This window comes from Bradyrhizobium sp. SSBR45G, assembly GCF_030159255.1.
Lineage (GTDB): Bacteria > Pseudomonadota > Alphaproteobacteria > Rhizobiales > Xanthobacteraceae > Bradyrhizobium.
In genome coordinates, this window is sequence record NZ_BSCT01000020.1 from 64237 (window position 1) to 85986 (window position 21750).

General features: G+C 66.4%; 20 protein-coding genes. 14 read left to right on the forward strand and 6 right to left on the reverse strand.

Going from position 1 to position 21750, the window contains the following annotated elements; translation table 11 throughout:
* Positions 1-36: 36 nt before the first annotated feature.
* Positions 37-1341, reverse strand: a complete 1305-nt coding sequence (locus tag QQL87_RS21995) for an MFS transporter (protein ID WP_284420834.1) — start codon at positions 1339-1341, stop codon at positions 37-39.
* A gap of 871 nt (positions 1342-2212) precedes the next feature.
* Here QQL87_RS21995 and QQL87_RS22000 point away from each other — a divergent pair.
* Positions 2213-2851, forward strand: coding sequence for a hypothetical protein (locus tag QQL87_RS22000; protein WP_284420741.1), 639 nt, complete (start codon positions 2213-2215; stop codon positions 2849-2851).
* Between the two features lie 40 nt (positions 2852-2891).
* On the opposite strand, the gene QQL87_RS22005 is transcribed toward QQL87_RS22000, so the two are convergent.
* Together QQL87_RS22005 and QQL87_RS22010 are read right to left on the reverse strand one after the other, a co-directional pair.
* Positions 2892-3704: a DODA-type extradiol aromatic ring-opening family dioxygenase gene (locus QQL87_RS22005; protein ID WP_284420742.1), complete on the reverse strand. Its 813-nt coding sequence runs from the start codon at positions 3702-3704 to the stop codon at positions 2892-2894.
* Between the two features lie 388 nt (positions 3705-4092).
* Positions 4093-4527 carry a DoxX family protein gene (locus QQL87_RS22010; protein WP_284420743.1) on the reverse strand — a complete coding sequence of 145 codons (435 nt, stop codon included), beginning with the start codon at positions 4525-4527 and terminating at the stop codon, positions 4093-4095.
* Between the two features lie 119 nt (positions 4528-4646).
* Here QQL87_RS22010 and QQL87_RS22015 point away from each other — a divergent pair, with 119 nt between their 5' ends.
* The 4 genes from QQL87_RS22015 to QQL87_RS22030 all read left to right on the forward strand — a co-directional run bounded on the left by QQL87_RS22015 (position 4647) and on the right by QQL87_RS22030 (position 8273).
* On the forward strand, positions 4647-5564 hold the full coding sequence (locus tag QQL87_RS22015; protein ID WP_284420745.1) for a LysR family transcriptional regulator: 918 nt from the start codon (positions 4647-4649) through the stop codon (positions 5562-5564).
* A 36-nt stretch (positions 5565-5600) separates the two neighbouring features.
* Positions 5601-7301, forward strand: a complete 1701-nt coding sequence (locus QQL87_RS22020) for a SulP family inorganic anion transporter (protein ID WP_284420747.1) — start codon at positions 5601-5603, stop codon at positions 7299-7301.
* A 194-nt stretch (positions 7302-7495) separates the two neighbouring features.
* Positions 7496-7726 carry a hypothetical protein gene (locus QQL87_RS22025; protein WP_284420748.1) on the forward strand — a complete coding sequence of 77 codons (231 nt, stop codon included), beginning with the start codon at positions 7496-7498 and terminating at the stop codon, positions 7724-7726.
* 283 nt (positions 7727-8009) lie between these two features.
* Complete coding sequence (locus QQL87_RS22030) at positions 8010-8273, forward strand: GCG_CRPN prefix-to-repeats domain-containing protein (protein ID WP_284420749.1); 264 nt, start codon at positions 8010-8012, stop codon at positions 8271-8273.
* A 139-nt stretch (positions 8274-8412) separates the two neighbouring features.
* On the opposite strand, the gene QQL87_RS22035 is transcribed toward QQL87_RS22030, so the two are convergent.
* Entirely contained in the window at positions 8413-9834 is a 1422-nt protein-coding gene (locus QQL87_RS22035) for an FAD-binding oxidoreductase (RefSeq protein ID WP_284420750.1), read from the reverse strand.
* An 87-nt stretch (positions 9835-9921) separates the two neighbouring features.
* Here QQL87_RS22035 and QQL87_RS22040 point away from each other — a divergent pair, with 87 nt between their 5' ends.
* Entirely contained in the window at positions 9922-10416 is a 495-nt protein-coding gene (locus QQL87_RS22040; protein WP_284420751.1) for a thioesterase family protein, read from the forward strand.
* Position 10417: 1 nt separating this feature from the next.
* Here the strand turns inward: QQL87_RS22040 and QQL87_RS22045 are convergent, their stop codons facing one another.
* A complete protein-coding gene (locus QQL87_RS22045; RefSeq protein ID WP_284420752.1) occupies positions 10418-11917 on the reverse strand; it encodes an amidase in 1500 nt (499 codons plus the stop codon).
* Positions 11918-12177: 260 nt separating this feature from the next.
* Between QQL87_RS22045 and QQL87_RS22050 the strand changes: the two genes are divergently transcribed.
* The 5 genes from QQL87_RS22050 to QQL87_RS22070 all read left to right on the forward strand — a co-directional run bounded on the left by QQL87_RS22050 (position 12178) and on the right by QQL87_RS22070 (position 17097).
* On the forward strand, positions 12178-13008 hold the full coding sequence (locus tag QQL87_RS22050; protein ID WP_284420753.1) for a roadblock/LC7 domain-containing protein: 831 nt from the start codon (positions 12178-12180) through the stop codon (positions 13006-13008).
* 63 nt (positions 13009-13071) lie between these two features.
* Positions 13072-13833, forward strand: coding sequence for an oxygen-binding di-iron domain-containing protein (locus QQL87_RS22055; protein WP_284420754.1), 762 nt, complete (start codon positions 13072-13074; stop codon positions 13831-13833).
* Between the two features lie 2 nt (positions 13834-13835).
* Positions 13836-14570 (forward strand): OmpA family protein, encoded by a 735-nt coding sequence (locus QQL87_RS22060; RefSeq protein WP_284424122.1) that lies wholly within the window; start codon positions 13836-13838, stop codon positions 14568-14570.
* Positions 14567-15211: a hypothetical protein gene (locus QQL87_RS22065; protein WP_284420756.1), complete on the forward strand. Its 645-nt coding sequence runs from the start codon at positions 14567-14569 to the stop codon at positions 15209-15211. Before QQL87_RS22060 ends, QQL87_RS22065 begins: the two co-directional genes overlap by 4 nt.
* Positions 15212-15858: 647 nt before the next feature.
* Entirely contained in the window at positions 15859-17097 is a 1239-nt protein-coding gene (locus tag QQL87_RS22070) for an OmpA family protein (protein WP_284420758.1), read from the forward strand.
* 228 nt (positions 17098-17325) lie between these two features.
* Here the strand turns inward: QQL87_RS22070 and QQL87_RS22075 are convergent, their stop codons facing one another.
* On the reverse strand, positions 17326-17499 hold the full coding sequence (locus QQL87_RS22075) for a DUF1328 domain-containing protein (RefSeq protein ID WP_284420760.1): 174 nt from the start codon (positions 17497-17499) through the stop codon (positions 17326-17328).
* Positions 17500-17792: 293 nt separating this feature from the next.
* Here QQL87_RS22075 and QQL87_RS22080 point away from each other — a divergent pair, with 293 nt between their 5' ends.
* From QQL87_RS22080 to QQL87_RS22090, 3 genes are all read left to right on the forward strand, one after another.
* The gene (locus QQL87_RS22080) at positions 17793-20366 is read left to right on the forward strand and encodes an ATP-dependent helicase (RefSeq protein ID WP_284420762.1); all 2574 of its coding nucleotides are present in this window, start codon (positions 17793-17795) and stop codon (positions 20364-20366) included.
* A 117-nt stretch (positions 20367-20483) separates the two neighbouring features.
* Positions 20484-20900: a hypothetical protein gene (locus QQL87_RS22085; RefSeq protein WP_349817288.1), complete on the forward strand. Its 417-nt coding sequence runs from the start codon at positions 20484-20486 to the stop codon at positions 20898-20900.
* Positions 20900-21571 carry an OmpA family protein gene (locus QQL87_RS22090; RefSeq protein ID WP_284420764.1) on the forward strand — a complete coding sequence of 224 codons (672 nt, stop codon included), beginning with the start codon at positions 20900-20902 and terminating at the stop codon, positions 21569-21571. The genes QQL87_RS22085 and QQL87_RS22090 overlap by 1 nt, the downstream gene beginning before the upstream one ends.
* The last annotated feature ends 179 nt before the right edge of the window (positions 21572-21750 follow it).

The window sequence follows — 21750 nt, forward strand, 5'->3', positions numbered from 1 at the left end:
GTCTGCGCTACGATGGCAAGCCGGCCGGGTCACACATCATGCCGCAGCCTCCGCCGCCGTCTTTAACCTGTGCAACTGCCCCGCCACCACGCGCACGCGGCGCGGCGCCGCGATCCAGATCGCCGCCGCGGAGACGAAGGCGCCGGCGAAGGCGATCGCAAAGCCCGGCGTATAGCTGCCGGTGACGTCATAGAGCACGCCTGTGACCCATGGGCCTGCGGCGCCACCGCACAGCCCGATCAGCATCAGGGTTCCGAAGATGCTGCCGAACTGCGCGCCTTGGAAGATTTCGAGCGCCACCGCGCCCATCACCGAGGTCAGGCCGTAGCCGAGCGCGCCCTGCGTCGCGACGATGACGTAGATCAGCAGCAGCGACGGCGCGGCCTTGAGCGCGATCAGGGCCGCGAAGCAGATGGCGAAGCCGAGACAGCCGAGCGCCCACACCGCTTCGCGGCCGAGCCGATCGGAGAGATGGCCGAGCGCAATCTGGCCGGGAATGCCGAGCAGGCTGACGGCGCCGAGCGCCCACACCGCAACGCTCGAGCTGAAGCCGATCTCGAGCAGGTACTTCGTCTGATGCACCTGGACGGCGTACCAGACATACAGCCCGAAGAAATAACCGAGCGCGAGCCACCAGAACCGCGTCGTGCGCAGCGCGCGCGACAAGGTCCAGTCGATGCCGGCCCAGGCGGCATCGACGACATTGGAGATCGGCTTGGCGGCGCTCGCGAGCGGCGCGGCGTCGCCGTCGGGACGCAAGGCCATCTCCTCCGGCTTCTTGCGCAGCAGCAGATTGATCGGCGCGAGCACGACCAGCACGACGATGCCCATGGCGGTGCAGGCGGTGCGCCAATTGGTCTGCGCGATCATGTGCTGCACCCAGGGCAGCAGGGTCATCGAGCCGATGCCGACGCCGGCAAACGCGATGCCGATAGCGAGGCCGCGGCGACGGATGAACCAGTTCGGCAGGAACAGCGACTGGCCGGAATAGCCGAGGCAGACGCTGCCGGCGCCGACCATCACGCCGATGGTGAGATAGAGATGCCAGGGCTGCGTCGTCAGCGGCGCCAGCAGGAGGCCACCGGCCATCAGCGCGACGCCGAGTTCCATCACCGCCCGCGGACCGCTGCGGTCCATCAGCCGTCCGATCAGCGGACTGACGATGCCGGAGGCGACGAAGCCGAACGAGAAGGCGCCGGCGGTGACGCCGCGGTCCCAACCGAATTCGGCGAGGATCGGCGGATAGAACAGCGAGAACGCCGTGCGCGCATTGACGCCGATCGCCATCGTCACGAAGGTCACGGCCACGATGACCCAGCCATAATAGAACGGCAGGCGCATTGTTGTTTTCACTCCCCGGTGCATCCTTCGCATCATTTGCATGCGAACGGGTCAAGGACTTTCTGCGCAGGACACGGTGATGTCAGTTACCTCCGAGGTCATGTGTGCGGTGCACTTGGGAACGCTGGCCTCTCTTCCGTCATTGCGAGCGGAGCGAAGCAATCCAGGGCTGTGGACGGGACTCTGGATTGCTTCGCTCCGCTCGCAATGACGATGCTGAGATTGCTCGCATTCATCGATCGGACTGACGCGCGGCTTCAATTCCGCGGCATGACATGCCCGGACTATGCAACTGCGTTCATCGCCCCTATCAAACAGAAGGGCGCAGGGAAGGCCGGGCGCTGGCCGCGCCCGTGGCCCGCCTGCTCAAAAAAATGCAGGCGGCAGGTACCACAGGTTCAGCCGAGATCGCCCGGCCCTCCCTGCGCGATGGTCTTTACGCTTATATGCAGGCTTCCTGGCGCTCGGCTTGTTGGCCGCCATGCGCGACAACGCGTTTCACGCATTGCGCGGTGATACCAGCGTCGAGGTATCAGAACCCTGCAACTTCACGTCCGCAAGAGCATCGTTCGTCCGCACATCGCAACGACATGCTGCGAGCTCTCGCGGCCACCGCTCCCCGCCTCGCGTGTCGTGACGATCGCGCGCAACGCCCCTTCCATGAGGCGGGATGCGGGAGAAGATCGCGGTGATTTGCCCGACGACACAAGCGAAATCGCCTGCGACAAAGTAACCCGACGGGCAAACACACCACCATCACGGTCCAACCATTGTCGATTGCCGTGGAGCAAAACAATCCTTGATTGCCCGATCGCCTTGACGCTTCGCAGCGACGGCGAATAGGTTGACGCAGCTTTGGTGTGCGAACAAGATGACTGAACAGTCGGCCATGATGGGCGAGCGGCTCGCCCTTCGTCAATTGCCCTCTTGTCTATTGCAACTGATCGCAGCGCTTTACTGCATTTTGATGTCAGGCGCGGTTGCCGCTCACGCTGAACAGCCCTTCATGACAATTGAAGGAGATACAAAGGCCATCGCCTGGTGGGTTCTCGCCGACTTTCACCCGTTCACGACCGAGGTCCGAGGAATTCCTGTCGGTCAGATCCGCAAGGGCTGGTGCAAGGCGACCGAATTTCGCAAGGACCTCATCCCGCGACACTTGCTCTTCGAAGGCGGCGGAGACGCGATGGAGGCGAGCCACCAATCCTTTGCAATCGAGGGCAATTTCGACGGGTCTGCGACCAAGCAAGTGGCGCTTGTCGGCGTGTACGAGGACTGCAAGGGGGCAAGAGGTCGCTTTGTCATGATCCTCGATCTGCCGGCCGGCGGCAAACCGAGCATACGTCTGCTCGAGGCGGTCAAGACACCTCACCAGTACACAGCGCTTTCGTTGCAGGACGACAAGACCATCGTCGTCTGGTCATGCATGGATTGCGATGACTTCGCGAAGCTCAAATGGGATCGCAAGCGGCGCAAATTTGCCTGGCTACCTCAGCCCAGCTCCGATTAGCGGGCAACCGCTCCACACAGCGACCTCGCGAGGCTTGTCATCACGCCGCAGCCTTCGCCGCGTCGGCGCCATGGAACGCATACACGTCCATGCGCAGCACGCCGTAGTTCGCGCTGTTGTGCAGCCGCTCGACGCGGGCGCCCTCGCCGGCTGCGCCGAGCGCTGCGAACAGCGGCAGGAAGTGCTCGTCGGTCGGGTGGTTGTCGCGGGCATGCGGGGCGAGACGGCGGTAGTTGACGAGATCGTCGACGCGGCCTTCGATCGCGGCCCTATGCACCCAGTCGGCGAAGTCGACCACCCAGGACGGCGCGGGATCGTCGATGTCGAGCCTTCGCTTGCGGAACTCGCCGAGATTATGCGTGAAGCTGCCGCTGCCGATGATCAGCACGCCTTCGTCGCGCAAGCCGGCCAGCGCGCGGCCGAGCGCGAGGTGATGCGCAGGGCCCTGCTCGGTCTGGATCGACAGCTGCAGCACGGGAATGTCGGCCTGCGGATACATCAGCAGCAGCGGCACCCAGGCGCCGTGATCGAGGCCGCGCTCGCGGTCAACGCCGACAGGAAGGCCCGCGGCCTGCAGGCGCGCGGCCACGGCCAGCGCGAGATCTGGCGCGCCCGGTGCGGGATAGCGCAGCTGATAGAGCTCGCGCGGAAAGCCGTAGAAATCGTGGATCGTCTCGTTGGCCGCGACCGAATTGACCGCGGGGATGTTGGTCTCCCAATGCGCCGAGATCACGAGGATGGCCTTCGGGCGCGGCAGGCTGTCGCCGAGACCGGTGAGGAAGTCCCGCGCCGCCGACGCCGTCAGCGGCAGCATCGGCGAGCCGTGCGACAGGAAGATGCTGGGCAAGGTCATGTCATGGCTCCTCGTTCGACATCGGTGATTGAAATCGTCTCGTCAGCGCAAGTGGCGTCGCACACAGACCATGAACAGCGTGTTCATGGAGAGGGTGTGCGCCCGTACATCGATTCATCTCCTTGCGACGACGGAGCAACCTTCGCTCCTCACCCTGAGGAGCCCGCCGGAGGCGGGCGTCTCGAAGGGCGAGGCCCGAATCTCGGCCTCATGGTTCGAGACGCGCCTGCGGCGCTCCTCACCATGAGGGCGAAACTCCGAAACCGGCGCTGCACATCGACCATGAGCAGCCTGCTCATGGAGAGGGTGCAACGCGTTGGTGGTGGACCCCGCTTTCGCGGGGGTGACATCGAGGTTGTGGCGACGGTCCGCGAACCTCACGCTGGCGTCAATGTGCGCTACGGAGCTGGCCGCCGGCGAGGCTGGCGCGGAGGCCGCCGAGGGCGTAGGCGCCGTCGCCGAGGAGAGCCTGGATTACCAGGGTGACGGCCCAGAACGCCGGATACTCCCAGCCGCCCTTCGGATTGTTGAAGAAGAAGCCGGCGGAGCCGTGCACGGTGAAGATGGCGCCGAGCAAGATCGGCACGGCGGCCAGCGCCACCCAGCGGGTGTAGACGCCGAGGATCAGCGCGATGCCGGCCAGGATCTCGGCCGTGATCGTGACATAGGCGAGCTCGGGCGGCAGGCCGATGCTGCCGAAGAATTTCGCGGTGCCGGCCGGAGTGAACACGAACAGCTTGAGGCTGGCATGGGCGAGGAACAGGCCGCCGAGGGTGAGGCGGAGCAGGAGCGCGGCGTAGGGCGCAGTACGGGAATCGATCATCGGGACCTCCGGTGGGGACACCCCGGATATGGATCATTTCCCATCAGGCGATAATCCGATACAAGAGAAAATCAGTTCACACCTGGAGAGTGAGATGATTTGGAGAGTGAGATGATCCCGTGCTCGACCGCCTGACCGGGCTCGAAGTCCTCTCCAAGGTCGCCGGCTCCGGCAGCCTGTCGGGGGCCGCGCGCGTGCTCGGCATGTCCCCGACCATGGTCACCAAGCATCTCGCGGCGCTGGAGGCGCGGCTCGGCACCCGGCTGTTTCACCGCACCACGCGCCGGCTGACCATTACCGAGGCCGGCCGCCGCTATCTCGACCTCGCCGAGCGCGTGCTCGGCGATTTCGAGGCGGCCGAGAGCGCGATCGCGGCCGATCGGGTCGAGCCGCGCGGGCTGCTGCGGCTCAACGTCCCGCTCGCCTTCGGCACCCGCCAGATCGCGCCGCTGCTCGCCCGGTTTGCCGCGCTCTATCCCGGCGTCAGCGTCGAGCTCGGCCTCAACGACCGGCTGGTCGACCTGATCGAGGAAGGCTGGGATCTCGCGATCCGGATCGGCACGCTGAAGGACTCAACGCTGGTGGCGCGGCGGCTGGCGCCGTGCCGGATGGTGGTCTGCGCCGCGCCGTCCTATCTCGCGGCCCACGGGACACCGCGCGGCACGGCCGACCTCGCCGGGCACAACTGCCTCGGCTACACGCTGGCGGCCGCCGGCCCGTCGCGCTGGCGCATGGGTGGCGCGACGGCCGTCGATGTGAGCGTGAGCGGCAATCTGCGCGCCAACAATGGCGATGCATTGCTCGCCGCCGCGCTCGCCGGACAAGGCGTGATCTACCAGCCGACCTTCATCGTCGGCGACGAGCTGCGCGCCGGACGGCTGGTGCCGGTGACGCTCGACGTCCCGCCGTCCGAGCTGCTGGCGGTGCATGCCGTGTACCTGCCGGACCGCACGCCATCGGCCAAGGTGCGCGCCTTCATCGATTTTCTCAGCGACGCCTTTGCGCCGGAGCCCCCCTGGGATCGCGATCTCGGCTAGACCGGCAAAGGCATCGATACGATGGGAGACGGCCCGATGACAGAGTTGCGCGACGAGCACCACCATCACTGGCCGCTGCTGCGCTCGCTGGCGGGATGGCGGCTCAGCGCCCTGCCCGCCGATCTCGCGGCCGGGCTGACGCTGGCGGCGATTGCGATCCCCGAGCAGATGGCGACCGCAAAACTCGGCGGGTTCGCGCCCGAGACCGGCTTCTTCGCCTTCATCGCAGGATCGCTCGGCTTCGCGCTGTTCGGCGCCAACCGTTTCCTGTCGTGCGGCGCCGACTCCACGATCACGCCGATCTTCGCTGGTGGGCTGGCGCTGCTCGCCGCCAGCGGCACGCCTGACTATGGCAACATGGCCGCGGCGCTGGCGCTGCTGGTCGGGGTGATGCTGGTGCTGGCGGGCGGCTTCAAGCTGGGCGGCATCGCCAATCTGCTGTCGGTGCCGGTCACGGTCGGCTTCCTGGCCGGCATTGCCGTGCACATCATCGTCTCGCAATTGCCCGGGGTGCTCGGCCTGCCCTCCCCGAGCGGGCCGACGCTGGCGCGGATCGTGGCCCTGGCGGGAGAGCTCGGCAGGACCAATGGCAACACGCTCATCATCGGCTTCGGCGTGCTCGCCACCGTCATGATCTGCGAGAAGATCAGCGCCCGCATTCCCGGTGCGCTGATTGCGCTCACCGCCGCGACCCTGTTCGTGATCGCCGCCGGACTGGAGACGCGGGGCGTGCCGGTCATCGGCACGATCTCCGGCGACTTTCCGATGCCGTCGGTGCCGCTGATCGGGCCGGAGCAATGGGCGAAGCTGGTGCCGCTCGCCTTCCTGATCGCGGTCATCGTGATGATGCAGACCTCGGCGACGACGCGCTCGTTTCCGTCCGATCCCGATCGCCCGGCCGACGTCGATCGCGACTTTCTCGGCACGGGCACCGGCAGCCTGCTGGCCGGATTGTTCGGCGCGTTTCCGGTCAATGCCAGTCCGCCGCGCACCGGCATCGTGGTCGAGACCGGCGGCCGCTCGCAACTCGCCGGCCTGCTCGCGGCTGTCATCGCGCTGCTGCTGGTGCTGTTCGGCGCGCGGTTGCTGGCGCATGTGCCGGAGGCAGCGCTCGGGGGCGTGCTGCTGTTCGTCGCGCTGCGCATCATCCGCGTCCCCCAGATCGTCAGCGTCTATCGGCAATCCCGAGGCGAGTTTCTGCTCATCCTGGCAACCGCCGCGGCGATCGTCGCCCTGCCGATCGAGCAGGGCGTCGCGCTCGGCATTTCGCTGTCGCTGCTGCACGGCATCTGGAGCACGACACGCGCCCATCTCATCGGTTTCGAACGCGTGCCGGACACGACCATCTGGTGGCCGGCGCATCCGCAGATCAAGGGCGAGGAGCTCAGCGACATCGCCGTCGTCGGCTTCCAGGCGCCGCTCAGCTTCCTCAACGCCGCGACGTTCCGGGCCGACCTCGAGCACATGCTGCGCAGCCGCAAGCCCCGGCTCGTCGTGTTCGAGGCGAGCGCGATCGTCGAGATCGACTTCACCGCGGCACAGGCCCTGCGCGACGTCATCCACATCTGCAACGAGGCCGGGACGGTGTTTGCCGTGGCGCGGCTGGAGTCGCTGCGGGCGCAGCAGGCCTTCGAACGCTTCGGCCTCTACGACCTGCTGCCGCGCGACCGCGTGTTCCACAGCGTCGATCTTGCGTTGCAAACGCTGCAGGGCGATCCCATGACGATGCGCGGCTGAGATCGATGGTACCTGCGGTGGCTGGACGCGACACGGCTGCCGTCGGCTAGCGCTCGGACCTCCGCACGAGGCGTGATACAAATTGATACGAAGCCGAGCGGAGCACGACACACCCCGGCAAACTTCGGCGACGACAAGTCTCCCTTCATCACGCCGGGCCCGTCGGCCGCGGCACTGGTCAAGGATCATCGTCGATGCGCAAGCTGCTTGCCTTGTTGTTCACCATTGCCTCGATCACGGCCGCACAGGCTCAGGACTCCGGCGCCGTGCGCCAGGCCTGCGGCGATGATGTGCGCACGCTCTGCTCCGGAATCATGCCGGGCGGCGGCCGCATCAAGCAGTGCATGATCGAGAAGTTCGACAAGCTCTCCGACGGCTGCAGGACGGCGCTGAAGGATGCGAGGGCGCAGCAGGGCGGCAAGTGAGGCCGCCTCCAATCGGGTGCGTTGCCGGCTGTCAGCCAGCATTCATGTTCATTGCAGCAAATACACTGTCGGCGAAGGGCGACAGAGAATACACTCCGGTGAACAAGCGACGGCGATGCATCACGCCATTGGCCGCACTGCACAGCATCACCGGCTTCGCTGCCGATGCACTATGGTAATAGGGAGAGGTTTCGCGACGTCGAAAAAATTGCGAAACCAAAATGTGTCCGACAACGTCTAACGACTGGACTGATTCGAAACCAACCGAGAGGACCGCACCGCAATGCGCAATCTGTTCACCTCCGCCCTGCTCGCCGCGACCGTGATGGTCGGCGCATCGGCCGCGCAGGCCTTCACGCTTCCGGCCCAGCCCGCTGCGCCGGACAGCAATGTCGAGCGCGTCGCCGGCGGCTGCGGTCCCGGCTGGTTCCCCGACCGCTGGGGCCGCTGCCGCCCCGCCCCGCGTGCCTATTACGGCTATGGCTACGGCCCGCGGACCTGCTTCGTGCGCCCGACCCCGTGGGGCCCGCGCCGCGTCTGCCGCTGATCTGAACGCAAGTGACAAACGCCGCCGCATCCAGCATGCGGCGGCGTTTTGCTTTTGCGGATTTGTTGGAGCTGCCTGTCGGATCCAACCCCTCGCCACGAGCCCGCTGCGCGGTGACGGCTGGGTCAAACGAAAACGATCAGTTCGCCGGGATGATCTTGCCGGGGTTGAAGATGTTCTGCGGATCGAGCGCCTGTTTCACCGAGCGCATTGCATCCAGCGCCTCCTGGCCGAGCTCCGACTTGAGGTACTTCTGCTTGCCCTGGCCGATGCCGTGCTCGCCGGTGCAGGTGCCGCCCATCGCCTGGGCGCGCTCCACCAGCAGATGCATGAACTCCTCGCCGCGCGCCATCTCGTCGGCATCGTCGACGTCGCACATCAGCGAGCAATGGAAATTGCCGTCGCCGACATGGCCGACGATCGGCGACGTCAGATTGAGCCGTGCGAGGTCTTCCTCGGTTTCGGCGACGCAATCGGCGAGCCGGGAGATCGGCACGCAGACGTCGGTCGCGACCACGCCCACGCCGGGCCGGATCGCCTTGACGGACCAATAGGCGTCATGCCGCGCCTGCCACAGCTTGGTGCGATCCTCGGGCTTGGTGGTCCAGGCGAAGTCGCCGCCGCCACATTCGGCCGCGATCTCGGCAAAATTCTTCGACTGCTCGGCGACCTCGGCCTCGCTGCCGTGGAACTCCAGGAGCAGCAGCGGCGTCTCGGGCAGGGTCAGCTTCGAATAGGCGTTGCAGGCCTTCACCTGCGCCGCGTTGAGCAGTTCGATGCGGGCGACGGGAATGCCGGTCTGGATCGCGAGGATCGTCGCCTGGCAGGCGCCGCGCACGGTCTCGAACGAGCATGATGCCGCCGCGATGGTGTCGGGGATGCCGCGCAGGCGGATGGTCATCTCGCAGATGATGCCCAGTGTGCCCTCGGCGCCGATGAAGAGGTGCGTCAAATCGTAGCCGGCCGCGGACTTCTTCGCGCGCGTGCCGGTCTTGATGATCTCGCCGTCGCCGCGGACGACCTTCAGCGCCAGCACGTTCTCGCGGATGGTGCCGTAGCGCACCGCATTGGTGCCGGACGCCCGCGTCGAGGCCATGCCGCCGAGCGAGGCATCGGCGCCGGGATCGATTGGGAAGAACAGGCCCTGGTCGCGGAGATATTCGTTCAACGTCTTGCGGGTGATGCCGGGCTGGATCACGCAGTCGAGGTCCTCGGCATGCACCTCCAGCACCTTGTTCATGTCGCGCATGTCGACACAGATGCCGCCGGCCGGCGCGTTGACCTGGCCCTCCAGCGAGGTGCCGGTGCCGAACGGAATGATCGGCACGCCCAGGGGTGCGCAGATGCGGACGACGTCCTGGATGTCGGCGGTCTCCTGCGCCAGCACCACGCCATCCGGCGGCTGCGTCGGCAGCCAGGTCGTGGTATGGCCATGCTGCTCGCGCACGGCCTGCGAGGTGATGAACTTGTTGCCGAAGCGCGCCGCGAGCGCGTCGAGCGCGCTTTTCAGCGCCTCCGGCGCAGGCCGTTTCAGGTCATGATGGGGGATGGTCGTCGCCACAGTGTCCTCCGCGAATTGGGCGGACCGTGACAAAGGACGATCAAGGGGTCAAGGGAGCAAACGGAAGAGCCGATGAGCGATAATGCAATGCCCACTCCACCCGCCGCGGGACCATTCCTGTCGCAGGTCATGCAGATCGAGCCGCAATGGATCGACTACAACGGCCATCTCAACATGGCCTATTACAACGTGATGTTCGACCGCGCGATCGACCAGATCTGGGCCGAGCTCGGCATCGGTCCCGCCTACATGAAGGAGCGCCAGGGCTCGACCTTCACGGCGGAATGCCATGTGCGCTACCTGCGCGAGATCCACCTCGGCGATCCCGTCGTGGTCGCGGTCTGGCTGATCGCGGCCGATGAGAAGCGGCTGCACACCTTCGAGGAGCTGCGCCATGCGGAGGAAGGCTGGGTCTCGGCGACCTCCGAGAACATGTCGGTCCACATCGACATGACCAAGCGCAAGGTCGCGGCGTTTCCCGGGGATATCCAGGACAACATCGGCCGCGTGTTGCGCGCCCATGCTGCGCTGCCGCGGCCAGACGGGCTCGGCCGCGCCATCGGCATGCCCGCGAAGAAATGAGCTAGCCGGCGCGCACCCATTCGGGCAGCCGCTCGAACCAGGGCTGCGCCTGCTCGAGCTGGCGGGCGAGTTGCAGCAGCCTGAGCTCGTCGCCGAGGCGGCCTGTGAACTGGACGCCGAGCGGCAGGCCGTCGGCGGTCCAATGCAGCGGCACGCTCATCGCCGGCGTGCCCGTGAGATTGGCGGCTTGCGTAAACGGCACGTATTGCAGGCTGTCGCGGGCGATCTTGTCGATCAGGCCGTCGAGCAGGCCCCAGCGCGTCAGCACCCCGAGAAGGCCGATGCGATCGAGCATGTCGAGCAGCGTCTGCTCGGCCGTGGTGGGATCGCCCTGGCCGTGGCGGATCGGCGGATGGGCGAGCGTCGGCGTCAGCAGCAGGTCGTAGCGCGCATGGAAGCGCGCCAGCGCCCGGGCGAAGCCGTTCCATTTGAGCAGCTGCGCGGTCAGCGCGCCCGCCGAGATCGCGCCGCCCAAGGTCGCCAGCACCCGCGTCAGCAGCTCGAACTCCTCGCGCTTCGCGCCCTTGGCGCCGGCGTCGGCCACCAGGGCTGCGACCTGGCCGAAATAGATGTGCAGGAACGAGGTCGCGAGCGCCGCTCCGTCGATGTCGGGCGTGGCCTCCTCGACCTCGTGGCCGAGCCCTTGCAGAAGCTTGACGGCGTTCTCGACCGCGAGCTTTGCCTCCGCGTGCACCTCGGTGCCGATCGGCGAGGCCGCCGTGAAGCCGATGCGCAGCCGTGTTGGATCGCGCGTGACGGCATTGGCGAACACCACGCCGGGCTCGGCCACGAGAAAGGGATCGCCGGGCTCGGCGCCAGCGATGACGTCGAGCGCCAGCGCGGTATCGCGCACGCTGCGCGAGATCACGCCTTCGCAGGACGCGCCGAACCAGTATTCGCCGAAGCCCGGCCCCGACGAGACCAGGCCGCGCGACGGCTTCAGCCCGAACAGGCCGCAGCAGGCGGCGGGAATCCGGATCGAGCCACCGCCATCATTGCCGGCGGCCATCGGCACCACGCCGGAGGCGACCGCCGCCGCGGCGCCGCCGCTGGAGCCGCCCGGCGTGTGCGCCGCATTCCAGGGATTGTCGACGCGGCCGAAGGCGCGCGAATCCGAGACGCCCTTCAGCGCGAGCTCCGGCAGGTTGGTCTTGCCGAAAATGATGAGGCCCGCGTCGAGATAGCGCCTGACAACATGCGCATGCTGCCCCGCCGCGACGCCGGCCAGGGCCTTGCTGCCATAGGCGGTCGGCAACCCCGCATAGTCCTGGGCGCAGTCCTTGATCAGGAACGGCACGCCGGTCAACGGCCCCGTCGCCGGCCTCGCCAGCTGCGCCTGCGCCTCGCGCTCCATCAGCGTGCAGATCGCGTTCGTCCTGGGCTGCGCCCGCGCGTGCTGCTTCAGCGCGAGCTGCAGCAGCTCCGAGGCGGTCGTCTCGCCAGAGCGAACGGCTTCGGCCAGCGCGACCGCATCGCGCTGCAGATAATCCTGGACGTTCACAATTGCCTCCCCACGCCGCCATCCGCAGGAAACGATCGTAGCTGATTCTGGCTGCAGTTGCGGCGCGGCCGCAGGAATCGAGGCGATAATGCGGCACGATCGAGGAGATTGCGGCGATGCAATGATCGATGTCGGCTGATTTGACGGCCGAACTGCGCCGCGCATCACGATTTTAGTTAATTTGATTCAGATCATTCGTCGCGTCGCTGGCACCGACCTAACTTACGCATCGTTAGTTGCGTAGAGTTGACGAGAGAGCGATGGGACGCCTCGCAAGCCTGCTGAGCAGAGCGCACGGCCCGCATGAGGATGCAGCGGCGGTGCCCGTGACCACCGCGGACTACTTCATCCTGCTGTCGCGGGCGATGGAGAACCTCCCGGACTCCGGCCCGGAACAGCGGGCCGAAGTCTATCAGTCGGCGCGCCAGGCGCTGCTGACACAGCTCGAGGCGATGGATCCGCCGGTGTCGCGATCGCGCATCAAGGCCGAGCAGCGCGCGCTCGACGACGCCGTCGACACGATCGAAACACGCGCGGTGACGGCACCGGACGACAGTCCGGCGCTTTCGACGCCGCTGGTCCCCGACGAACCGCTCGCCTCGGCAGCGGATTGCGACATTGCGACGACTTCCATTTCATCAGCTCGAACTGACGCCGAGGACAACGCCATGGCTCAAAGTCAATTTCATTCCAGGTTCGCCCCGCGCGCGGTCGAGGAGAAGCCGATGTCACGTCTCGATGAAATCAACCGCGTGCTGCGCAAGCTGCAGAGCGACTCCTTCGGGGTCGAGGCCTGCGCGCTGATCTCGGAGGACGGGCTGATGATCGCAAGCGTGCTCGCCGCCGACATGGAGGAGACGCGGGTTGCCGGCATGACCGCGACGCTGCTCTCGCTCGGCGGCCGCGCCTCCATGGAGCTCGGCCGCAGCCATCTGCAGGAGGTCATCATCCGCGGCGAATCCGGCTACGCCGTGCTGGTCAGCGCCGGCCGCGGCGCGCTGCTGCTCGCGCTGACCAACGAGAACAGCAAGCTGGGTCTGACCTTCTTCGACATGCGCGAGGCGGTCAGGTCGCTGCAGAAAGTGCTGTAGCGCAGCATTCGTCCAGTGAGCCGGCGCGCTTCGATTCTCGTAAGCGCCGGCGGGAGTAGCTCAATGGCCAATACCGTCCTCTATGACGACGGCGTTCACAAGAACATCCTGCTGGAGGATTTCAGCGCCGGCGACCTCGCCGTGCAGGCGAACCAGCATCTGATCATCCACGATCGCGTCGGCATGCTGCTCGATCCCGGCGGCCACAAGGTCTATTCCCGGGTGCTGGGCGAGACCTTCAGCGAACTGTCGGGCGGCCGGCTGCAATATTTGTTCCTGTCGCACCAGGATCCGGACATCGTCGCGGCCATCAACGGCTGGCTGATGACCACCGATGCCGACGCGTATATCTCGTCGCTGTGGACCCGCTTCGTGCCGCATTTCGGCTTCGACCATATCGTCGCCGACCGGCTGAAGCCGATCCCCGACGAGGGCATGGTGTTCGACCTCGCCGGCTGCAAGCTCTCAGCGCTGCCGGCGCATTTCCTGCACAGCGAGGGCAACTTCCAGCTCTACGATCCGATCTCGAAGATCCTCTACAGCGGCGATCTCGGCGCCTCGATCGGCGTCGACTACACGGTCGTGCGCGATTTCAAGGCCCATCTCCGCTTCATGGAAAGCTTCCACCGGCGCTACATGGTGTCGAACCGGGTGATGAAGGCGTGGGCGCAGATGGTGCGGCCGCTCGACATCGAGATCATCGCCCCGCAGCACGGCGCGCTGTTTCCGGATGCGGCGATGTCACGCCAGTTCATCGAGTGGTGCGCGGGCCTCGAATGCGGCATCGACCTCATCACCCCGCTGTTCAAGGTGCCGGCGGGCTGACAATGCTGGCGCCTTCCCCCAACATCGCATTCACTTCGCCCGCCGCTGCCTGGGTGGTGGCCGGCGAAGACGCGCCAGCCTGGCTCGCCACCGGTTTCGCGGTCGCAGGGACGCTGGTCGCCGTGATGTCGGCCTCGCTGTGGCAGCAGGCACCGGCCGCGCCGCCAGCAATGGCCGCGGTTCAGGTGCGGCCGGCGCTCGTCGTCGAACCGCCGCCGAAGCCACCAGACACCCCGGTGCCTCTCCCCGCGCAGATCCTCGCGCCTCCGATGCCAATGCCCGCGACCGTGCAGGTCGAGCCACCGGCTCCGCCCGCGGCACCGATCGCTCGCCCGGAGCCCCCGGCCGCCGTCAAGGCGGCCAGCGAATGTTTCGCACCACTGGCGATCGCGTTCGAGCGCGGCAGCACGCGCCCCAATCCGGCGGACATGAAGCGCTCGGTGACGATCCTGCAGAAGGCGCTGACGCGGCACGCCGACGCGACGCTCGTCATCGAGGGACACGCCGATGCCAGCGGCAGCGAGGATCTCAACGTGCTGCTGAGCTATTCGCGCGCCAAGGCGGTCGCGGAGCTGCTGAAGAAAGGCGGCATCGCCTCCCGGCAGATTGCCGTCCGTGCGGCCGGCGCAGGCGCCGCACACGGCAATGCCGACGCCGTCGCCGGCGACCGCAGGGCTATCATGCGCATCGCCGGCATCGACGATTGCGACCAACTCACAGCGACGAAGCAACCATGACGATCTATGCCATCGTGAGCGGCCTCGGCGCCGCCATCCTCCTGCTGACGGCAGGCTATCTGTTCGGCGCGCGCCAGGGCGCGCTGGCGCGCGATCAGTTGCGGCGGCAGGTGCAGCTGCAGGCGGCGAGCCTCGACCAGTTGCAGGAGCAGACGAGCCACGACGCGACCGAGCGCGAGACCAGCCTGCGCAGCGCGATCCAGGACGTCTTGGCGCCCCTGGTCGAACGCGAGCGGATCTCGCTGGATCTGGCGCAGCTGGCGAGCCGGCCCGGGCGCCGGCGCGAGCTGGTGCCGCTGCTCGACAGGATCGCCGAGGTCGGCCGCTTCGAGACCGTGCTGTTGACGAACGAGGAAGGCCTGCCGCTCGCGGCCAACACCAACGGCCACCATACCGAACGGCTCGCCGCGGCCGCCACCCGGCTGTCGCTGGTTGCCGAGAAGATCGGCGGTGAGCATGACGTCGCCCCGCTGTCGGTCATGCTGCGCGACGCCTCGGAGGCGACGACGCTGTGTCGCATGTTCCGCGTGCAGGACCAGACACTGACCCTGACCGCGCTCTCCAGCGACCCGCGCCTCGCGTCGGTGGCGCTCGATCCCGCGCTCGCAAAAGTCCAGGTTGCGCTGACCGCGCCGGCCTGATGGGAGCTTCCGGTGCCAACCTCCCTTGCTCATTGTTAGTTGCGTCGAGCCCGCGAGAGGGTATGGGACCTGCGAAGTCCGCCGATCAGGACGCGAGGCGCAGGCGATGCGCCAATCGCTCCCGGAGGACCTCTGACTAGGCCGCTATGCCTCGTCATCGCGTCGTGCGGATCGTTCTCGACTTGCAGCACCGCGTCGTCGACGTTCATCGGACAACGTGCTTGCACGAACGAGTTCACTGGGAATGCGGCTGCGGGCCGGCCGAGACACCCTCACGCGGCAAACGATCACGGACCCTGCCCAAGCCACACTTTCAGCAAATATCGTTCAACACCTGGGCGGCGCCTCCCTACGCCCCGGATCCCCACCGCCATAATCTAGGCGACGAAATGCGATCGCCGGCGCAATGCGCAGCCGCCGCGATCGTCATGGATTCAACAGGATCAGGCGATCGAGGAGCGGAAGTGCGACGCCCGTGGGGCATTCGAAATCCAGCGAAGGTGTGGCGAGTCTGGGCCAGATCTCCCGCTGCGCGCAAGATTCGTACAATTTGAAAATCCACCAATCACGGTTGAGCGACCTGCTTTCGACAAGAAATTCCTCAATCATTCCACGGGTTGGCATCTCTCTTCTGACGAGAGCACGTTGTGTTTCTTCGCAAGGGCCCGATCGGGCTCGCACTTTGCTGGTTGATCGTCGCGTGTCCGGCTCCGGCAATCCGGGCGCTGGAGATCTCGCCGTCGGCACAGGCAACGCCGCCATTGGCAGCGATCGCGCCTCCTCCAACGCCCGTGCCGCTCGAAAATGCGCTGTCGAAAGCGGCCCATGACCTGCTGTCCAAGTTCAAGGACGACGCTGCGCCGGGCCAACTCGAACTGGTGATCGACCCGTTGATCGACGGCGTCACCCGGGTGCAATCGGCAGCAACGTTGCTGGAGCAGCAACGCATCACCGCGCTCATCGCGGCTGACTACCCCCGGATCCGCACCCTGCCGTTCACGGTGGCCTCGCTGTCACGAAAGCCGCTGGTCCTCATCGGCACCCTCACCCCGATCAATAACGACGGCTTGCCGACGGGCCCCCGCGACGCCTACCGGATCTGCCTCGCGATCGCCGATCTGAACAGTAACACGGTCGTCGCAAAGGGCGTCGCGCGCGCGCTGCCCGACGACGTCGATCCGACACCGGTGCCGTTCTTCAAGGATAGCCCGGTCCACACCAACGACCCGGCCACCGAGGCCTATGTGAGAAGCTGCCAGGGCGCCAAGCCGGGCGACGCCGTCGACCAGACCTATACCAATCACATCCTCGCCTCGGCTCAGGTCAACGAGGGAATCGAGGCCTACAATGCCGGCCGCTACAAGGCCGCGCTCGAGCTCTATCAGAACGCGCTGCGAATGGAGGGTGGCGAGCAGCTGCGCATCTACAGCGGAATCTACCTGTCGGCCCTTAAGCTCGGCCGCACGCAACTCGCCATGCAGGCATTCGACCGGCTGCTCGATTTCGGGCTGAAGAACAGCGATCGGCTCGCGATCAAGTTTCTGTTCAAGCCGGGCTCGACGTTGTTCTACGCCGATCCAGAGGCGCGCGCGCCCTATCAGGCCTGGATCGGCAAGATCGCGCAACGAACCGCCGCCAATCATGTCTGCCTCGAAGTGGCCGGTCATACCAGCGCGACGGGATATGCCGGCGTCAATGACCGGCTGTCCGTCCTGCGCGCCGCTTATGTCAGGGATCAGATCGTGGCCGAGGACAGAAGCCTCGCGGGCCGACTGATCGCCAGCGGCCGCGGGTCTCGGGAATTGATCGTCGGAACCGGCCGCGACGATCCGAGCGACGCACTCGATCGTCGCGTCGAACTCAGGATCATCAATTGTTCGAGCTGATCCGAATCGATTCGCCGGCGCAAACCGACCCCACGCGCAAGGATCGAAGCCACGCCCCGAACGGACGCAATCGGATCCTCCCTTTCGTCCGCGCCACCCGCAAGTCGATCCGCGCGTGCTGAGATGCCCGTAACGCCGGCCTGAACGGCTCCAGAAACGCAAAGGGCGCAGCACCTCTTGCGAGGCACTGCGCCCTTCGCCGACCTCATTGTCAGGGGATGAGGCCGACTACACGCGGGTGCGGCCGCGGGCGAGGCCCACGACGGCCGACACCAGGAACAGCACGATGGCGATGAAGAAGATGATCTTGGCGATCTCGATGGAGGCACCGGCGACGCCGCCGAAGCCGAGGATGCCGGCGATCAATGCGATAACCAGGAAGGTGACGACCCAGCTCAACATGACACGACCTCTGTCTCTCGATTGCGGTTCAAAGCGACGCTGATCTCGCGCCGTTGCCTGGACAATCGAGCTGGGGAACAAAGGTTCCGGCCGCGCGCGGCGCGAAAAATTCGCGATTCGCCGGAACGAAATCCCGTCTCGCGGGGGCGGGCACCGCCCGGCTGCCCCGATTTAGGGCTGTAAAACGCCGGAAGCGGCCCCATATAGCCGTCAATCCCTGCTATGAGGGCTCCTCCTGCAGATCCCTTGGTGCCGTCGTATGATGTCACGGAAGGGATGAGACTGATTCGCTGATGACCGAGCCCAACCGCGTGAGCCCTTTTCCTGCGCCTGACCACCAGCCCGTCGCCGGCGGCATTGCCGCGCGGGCCCGTGCCGCCGCGAGCGGCGGGGCGCGCTATCTCTCAGGTCTCAACCCGGAGCAGCGCGACGCAGTCGAGACGCTCGACGGCCCGGTGCTGGTGCTGGCCGGCGCAGGCACCGGCAAGACCCGCGTGCTCACCACGCGCATCGCGCACATCCTGAGCCAGGGCCGCGCCCGGCCGAGCGAAATCCTGTCGGTGACCTTCACCAACAAGGCGGCGCGCGAGATGAAGACGCGGCTCGCCGAGATGCTCGGCCAGGCGGTCGAAGGCATGCCGTGGCTCGGCACCTTCCACTCGATCTCCGGCCGCATCCTGCGCAGCCATGCCGAGCTGGTGCAGCTCAAGTCCAATTTCACCGTGCTCGACGTCGACGACCAGATCCGCCTGCTCAAGCAATTGCTGCAGGCCGAGAACATCGACGACAAGCGCTGGCCGGCGCGCATGCTGGCCGGCCTGATCGACGGCTGGAAGAACCGCGGCCTGTCGCCGTCGCAGGTGCCCTCGGGCGAGGCCGCGGTGTTCGGCAATGGCAAGGGCGGCAAGCTCTATGCGAGCTATCAGGAGCGGCTGAAGATCCTCAACGCCGCCGATTTCGGCGATCTGCTGCTGGAGAGCATCCGGCTGTTCCGCGAGAACCCGGACGTGCTCCGGCAGTATCAGAGCCGGTTCAAGTTCATCCTGGTCGACGAGTATCAGGACACCAACGTCGCGCAATATCTCTGGCTGCGGCTACTGTCGCAGGCGCCGTCGTCCGCTGGCCCGTCATTGCCGGGCTCGACCCGGCAATCCATCGCTTCTTCAGAAGAGGATGGATCACCGGGTCTCGACGCTGCGCGTCGGCCCGGTGATGACGACAGGAGCGTTGCGGCATCCGGCCCTCCCCCCAAAAACATCTGCTGCGTCGGCGACGACGACCAGTCGATCTATGGCTGGCGCGGCGCCGAGGTCGACAACATCCTGCGCTTCGAGCACGACTTCCCCGGTGCCAAGGTGATCCGGCTGGAGCGCAACTACCGCTCCACGGGCCACATCCTCGCCGCCGCCTCGCATCTGATCACCCACAACGAAGGCCGACTGGGCAAGACGCTGCGCACCGAGGATGTCGCGGGCGAGAAGGTCACCGTCACCGGCGCGTGGGATTCGGAGGAGGAAGCGCGCGGCATTGGCGAGGAGATCGAGGAGCTGCAGCGCAAGGGCGAGCATCTCAACGACATCGCGATCCTGGTGCGCGCCTCCTACCAGATGCGCGAATTCGAAGACCGCTTCGTTACCCTCGGCCTGCCCTATCGCGTCATCGGCGGCCCGCGCTTCTATGAGCGCGCCGAGATCCGCGATGCGCTCGCATACTTGCGCGTCATCAACTCGCCGGCCGACGATCTCGCGTTCGAGCGCATCGTCAACGTGCCGAAGCGCGGGCTCGGCGATGCCACCGTGCAGATGCTGCACGACCACGCCCGCAAGCGCCGCATCCCGCTGTTCGAGGCGGCGCGCGCGGTGGTCGAGACCGACGAGCTGAAGCCGAAGGCGCGCGGCTCGCTGCGCGGGCTGATCCTGCAGTTCGAGCGCTGGCGCGCTCAGCGCGAGGTGACGCCGCATACCGAGCTCGCCGAGATCGTGCTCGACGAGAGCGGCTACACCGAGATGTGGCAGAAGGACCGCTCGGCCGATGCGGCCGGTCGCCTCGACAATTTGAAAGAGCTCATCCGTTCGATGGAGGAGTTCGAGAATCTGCACGGCTTCCTCGAGCACATCTCGCTGGTGATGGACCGCGAGGGCGCCGCCGACGAGGAGGCGGTGTCGCTGATGACCCTGCACTCGGCGAAGGGACTGGAATTCGACAACGTATTCCTGCCGGGCTGGGAGGAAGGCCTGTTTCCGAGCCAGCGCACGCTGGACGAACAGGGCCGCGCCGGATTGGAAGAAGAGCGCCGCCTCGCCCATGTCGGGCTGACGCGGGCGCGCCGTCGCGCCAAGCTCTATTTCGCCACCAACCGCCGCATCCACGGCACCTGGACCACGACCATTCCGTCACGCTTCCTCGACGAATTGCCGGCCGCGAGCGTCGAGATCACCGAGTCCAAGGGCGGCTCGGGCTGGGGCGGCGCCGGCGGCTATGGTCCCTCACGGTTCGACAATGTCGAGTCGTTCGGATCGAGCTATTCGACGCCGGGCTGGCAGCGCGCGCAGGCGCGTCGGCCTGGCGCAGGCGGCTCATCGGGCGGCGGCTTCAAGGAAGACCCCTCTCCGTTCGCGGGCCGCGATCCTTTCGGCGGCGGCTTTGGCGGTAATTTTGGCCGCAACAAGCGCGGGCCGCTGACCATCGAGGGCGAGCTGGTGGCCAAATCCACCGGCACGACGTCGGAATTCGCGCCCGACGACCGCGTGTTTCATCAGAAGTTCGGCTATGGCAACGTCATCAAGGTCGATGGCAACAAGCTGACCATTGCCTTCGACAAGGCCGGTGAAAAGCACGTCGTCGACAGCTTCGTGCAGCGGGCGTGACCTGACGGCCACGACCGCCGGGCGCCTGGCGAAGCGCGCGTTTCACCGCAATCGAACTTCACACTTCGCCACCGTTAGGCCTTGACCATGGCAGTGCGCATCGTATGAGATGCAACCATGGTCCGGGGATGCATTCTGTTGAGTGTTGCGGTCGCGCTGATCGTGCCGTCGCTGGCGGCGGCGCAGACGATGAGCTTTGGCGACTCCGCGGGGTTGATCGCGTCGAGCTGCGGCGCCGACATCACCGCCAATTGCCGCGGCGTCAATCTCGACTCCAACCGCCTCAAGGAGTGCCTGTCGCGCAACCAGGACGTGGTCTCGGCGCAGTGCAAGGCCACCTATTTCAAGGCGTTCGAGGCGATCCAGAAGCGCATCGCCGCCCGTGTCACGGTGGCGAATGCCTGCCAGCGTGAGATCGTCAAGCTGTGCGGCGGCTCGACCAAGGAAACCAGCAAATCGATTCCGTGCCTTTTGACCGCGAACGGCGTCAATGCGCGCTGTCAGCAGGCCATGGGCGAGGCAGGGTATCGCTGATGCGGCGGACGACGACATCGCTGTTGCCGGGGTTGCTGGCCGCTTCGCTCGCGCTGGCCGGCGCGCCCGCGCGATCGCAGGAGGTGACGCGCGAGGACATCGTGCGCCAGCTCAACCGCTTCGAGACCGCGCCGACGCTCGATCTGCCGGCGCTCAAGCAGCAGACCCAGGAGCGCTCGAAGATCCGCAGCCGCAACGAGCCGCCACCGCAAAAGCGGACGCCGATCGCGCCTGAGCTGATGACCCTGCCGACCTTCAACGTCGACATCCAGTTCGACCCGGACACCCCGATCGTGCGTCCGGAATCCTACCAGGCCGTCGGGCGGATCGCCGATGCGATGGTGTATGCCGACCTGCTGCCCTACACGTTCCTGATCGTCGGCCATGTCGAAGCCAACGGCAAGCGCGAGTCCAACGTCATCCTGAGCCAGCGCCGCGCCGACGCGATCCGCGACATTTTGGCCAACACCTTCAAGATCTCGGTCAAACGGCTGCAATCGCTCGGTCTCGGCGAGGAGCAGCTGCTCGATCCCACCAAGCCGACGGCGCCCGTCAATCAGCAGATCCAGATCCTCACCGTCGCCAAGGCGGTCGAAGAGGCGGCCGCGCCGGTTCCAGCCGCGCCGCCCGCAGCGTCCGGCAAGCAGCCGCCGCGCAAGCATCGCAATTGATGCAAATGAGATCTGCGTCTGCGCCGTGAACCCGGAGCGTGTCGGGCGCGACAGCTTCACATGGCACCGACGTCATCGGCTGCGCCGTGCTCATGGAACCCATTCCCGGATTTGCGCGTCAAGACCGCGTGGGGACGGGGCGGATCAGGGCCGCGATTGCCGGTTTGTCGATGCAGCCG

Excerpts from the sequence above, each read along its gene's own strand:
- QQL87_RS22040 (WP_284420751.1), top strand. The coding sequence starts at position 9,922 with ATGCCCACTCCACCCGCCGCGGGACCATTCCTGTCGCAGGTCATGCAG.
- QQL87_RS22025 (WP_284420748.1), top strand. The coding sequence starts at position 7,496 with ATGCGCAAGCTGCTTGCCTTGTTGTTCACCATTGCCTCGATCACGGCC.
- QQL87_RS22055 (WP_284420754.1), top strand. The coding sequence starts at position 13,072 with ATGGCCAATACCGTCCTCTATGACGACGGCGTTCACAAGAACATCCTG.
- QQL87_RS22050 (WP_284420753.1), top strand. The coding sequence starts at position 12,178 with ATGGGACGCCTCGCAAGCCTGCTGAGCAGAGCGCACGGCCCGCATGAG.
- QQL87_RS22080 (WP_284420762.1), top strand. The coding sequence starts at position 17,793 with ATGACCGAGCCCAACCGCGTGAGCCCTTTTCCTGCGCCTGACCACCAG.
- QQL87_RS22060 (WP_284424122.1), top strand. The coding sequence starts at position 13,836 with ATGCTGGCGCCTTCCCCCAACATCGCATTCACTTCGCCCGCCGCTGCC.
- QQL87_RS22020 (WP_284420747.1), top strand. The coding sequence starts at position 5,601 with ATGACAGAGTTGCGCGACGAGCACCACCATCACTGGCCGCTGCTGCGC.
- QQL87_RS22005 (WP_284420742.1), bottom strand. The coding sequence starts at position 3,704 with ATGACCTTGCCCAGCATCTTCCTGTCGCACGGCTCGCCGATGCTGCCG.
- QQL87_RS22010 (WP_284420743.1), bottom strand. The coding sequence starts at position 4,527 with ATGATCGATTCCCGTACTGCGCCCTACGCCGCGCTCCTGCTCCGCCTC.
- QQL87_RS22090 (WP_284420764.1), top strand. The coding sequence starts at position 20,900 with ATGCGGCGGACGACGACATCGCTGTTGCCGGGGTTGCTGGCCGCTTCG.
- QQL87_RS22085 (WP_349817288.1), top strand. The coding sequence starts at position 20,484 with ATGGTCCGGGGATGCATTCTGTTGAGTGTTGCGGTCGCGCTGATCGTG.
- QQL87_RS21995 (WP_284420834.1), bottom strand. The coding sequence starts at position 1,341 with ATGCGCCTGCCGTTCTATTATGGCTGGGTCATCGTGGCCGTGACCTTC.
- QQL87_RS22000 (WP_284420741.1), top strand. The coding sequence starts at position 2,213 with ATGACTGAACAGTCGGCCATGATGGGCGAGCGGCTCGCCCTTCGTCAA.
- QQL87_RS22030 (WP_284420749.1), top strand. The coding sequence starts at position 8,010 with ATGCGCAATCTGTTCACCTCCGCCCTGCTCGCCGCGACCGTGATGGTC.
- QQL87_RS22075 (WP_284420760.1), bottom strand. The coding sequence starts at position 17,499 with ATGTTGAGCTGGGTCGTCACCTTCCTGGTTATCGCATTGATCGCCGGC.
- QQL87_RS22065 (WP_284420756.1), top strand. The coding sequence starts at position 14,567 with ATGACGATCTATGCCATCGTGAGCGGCCTCGGCGCCGCCATCCTCCTG.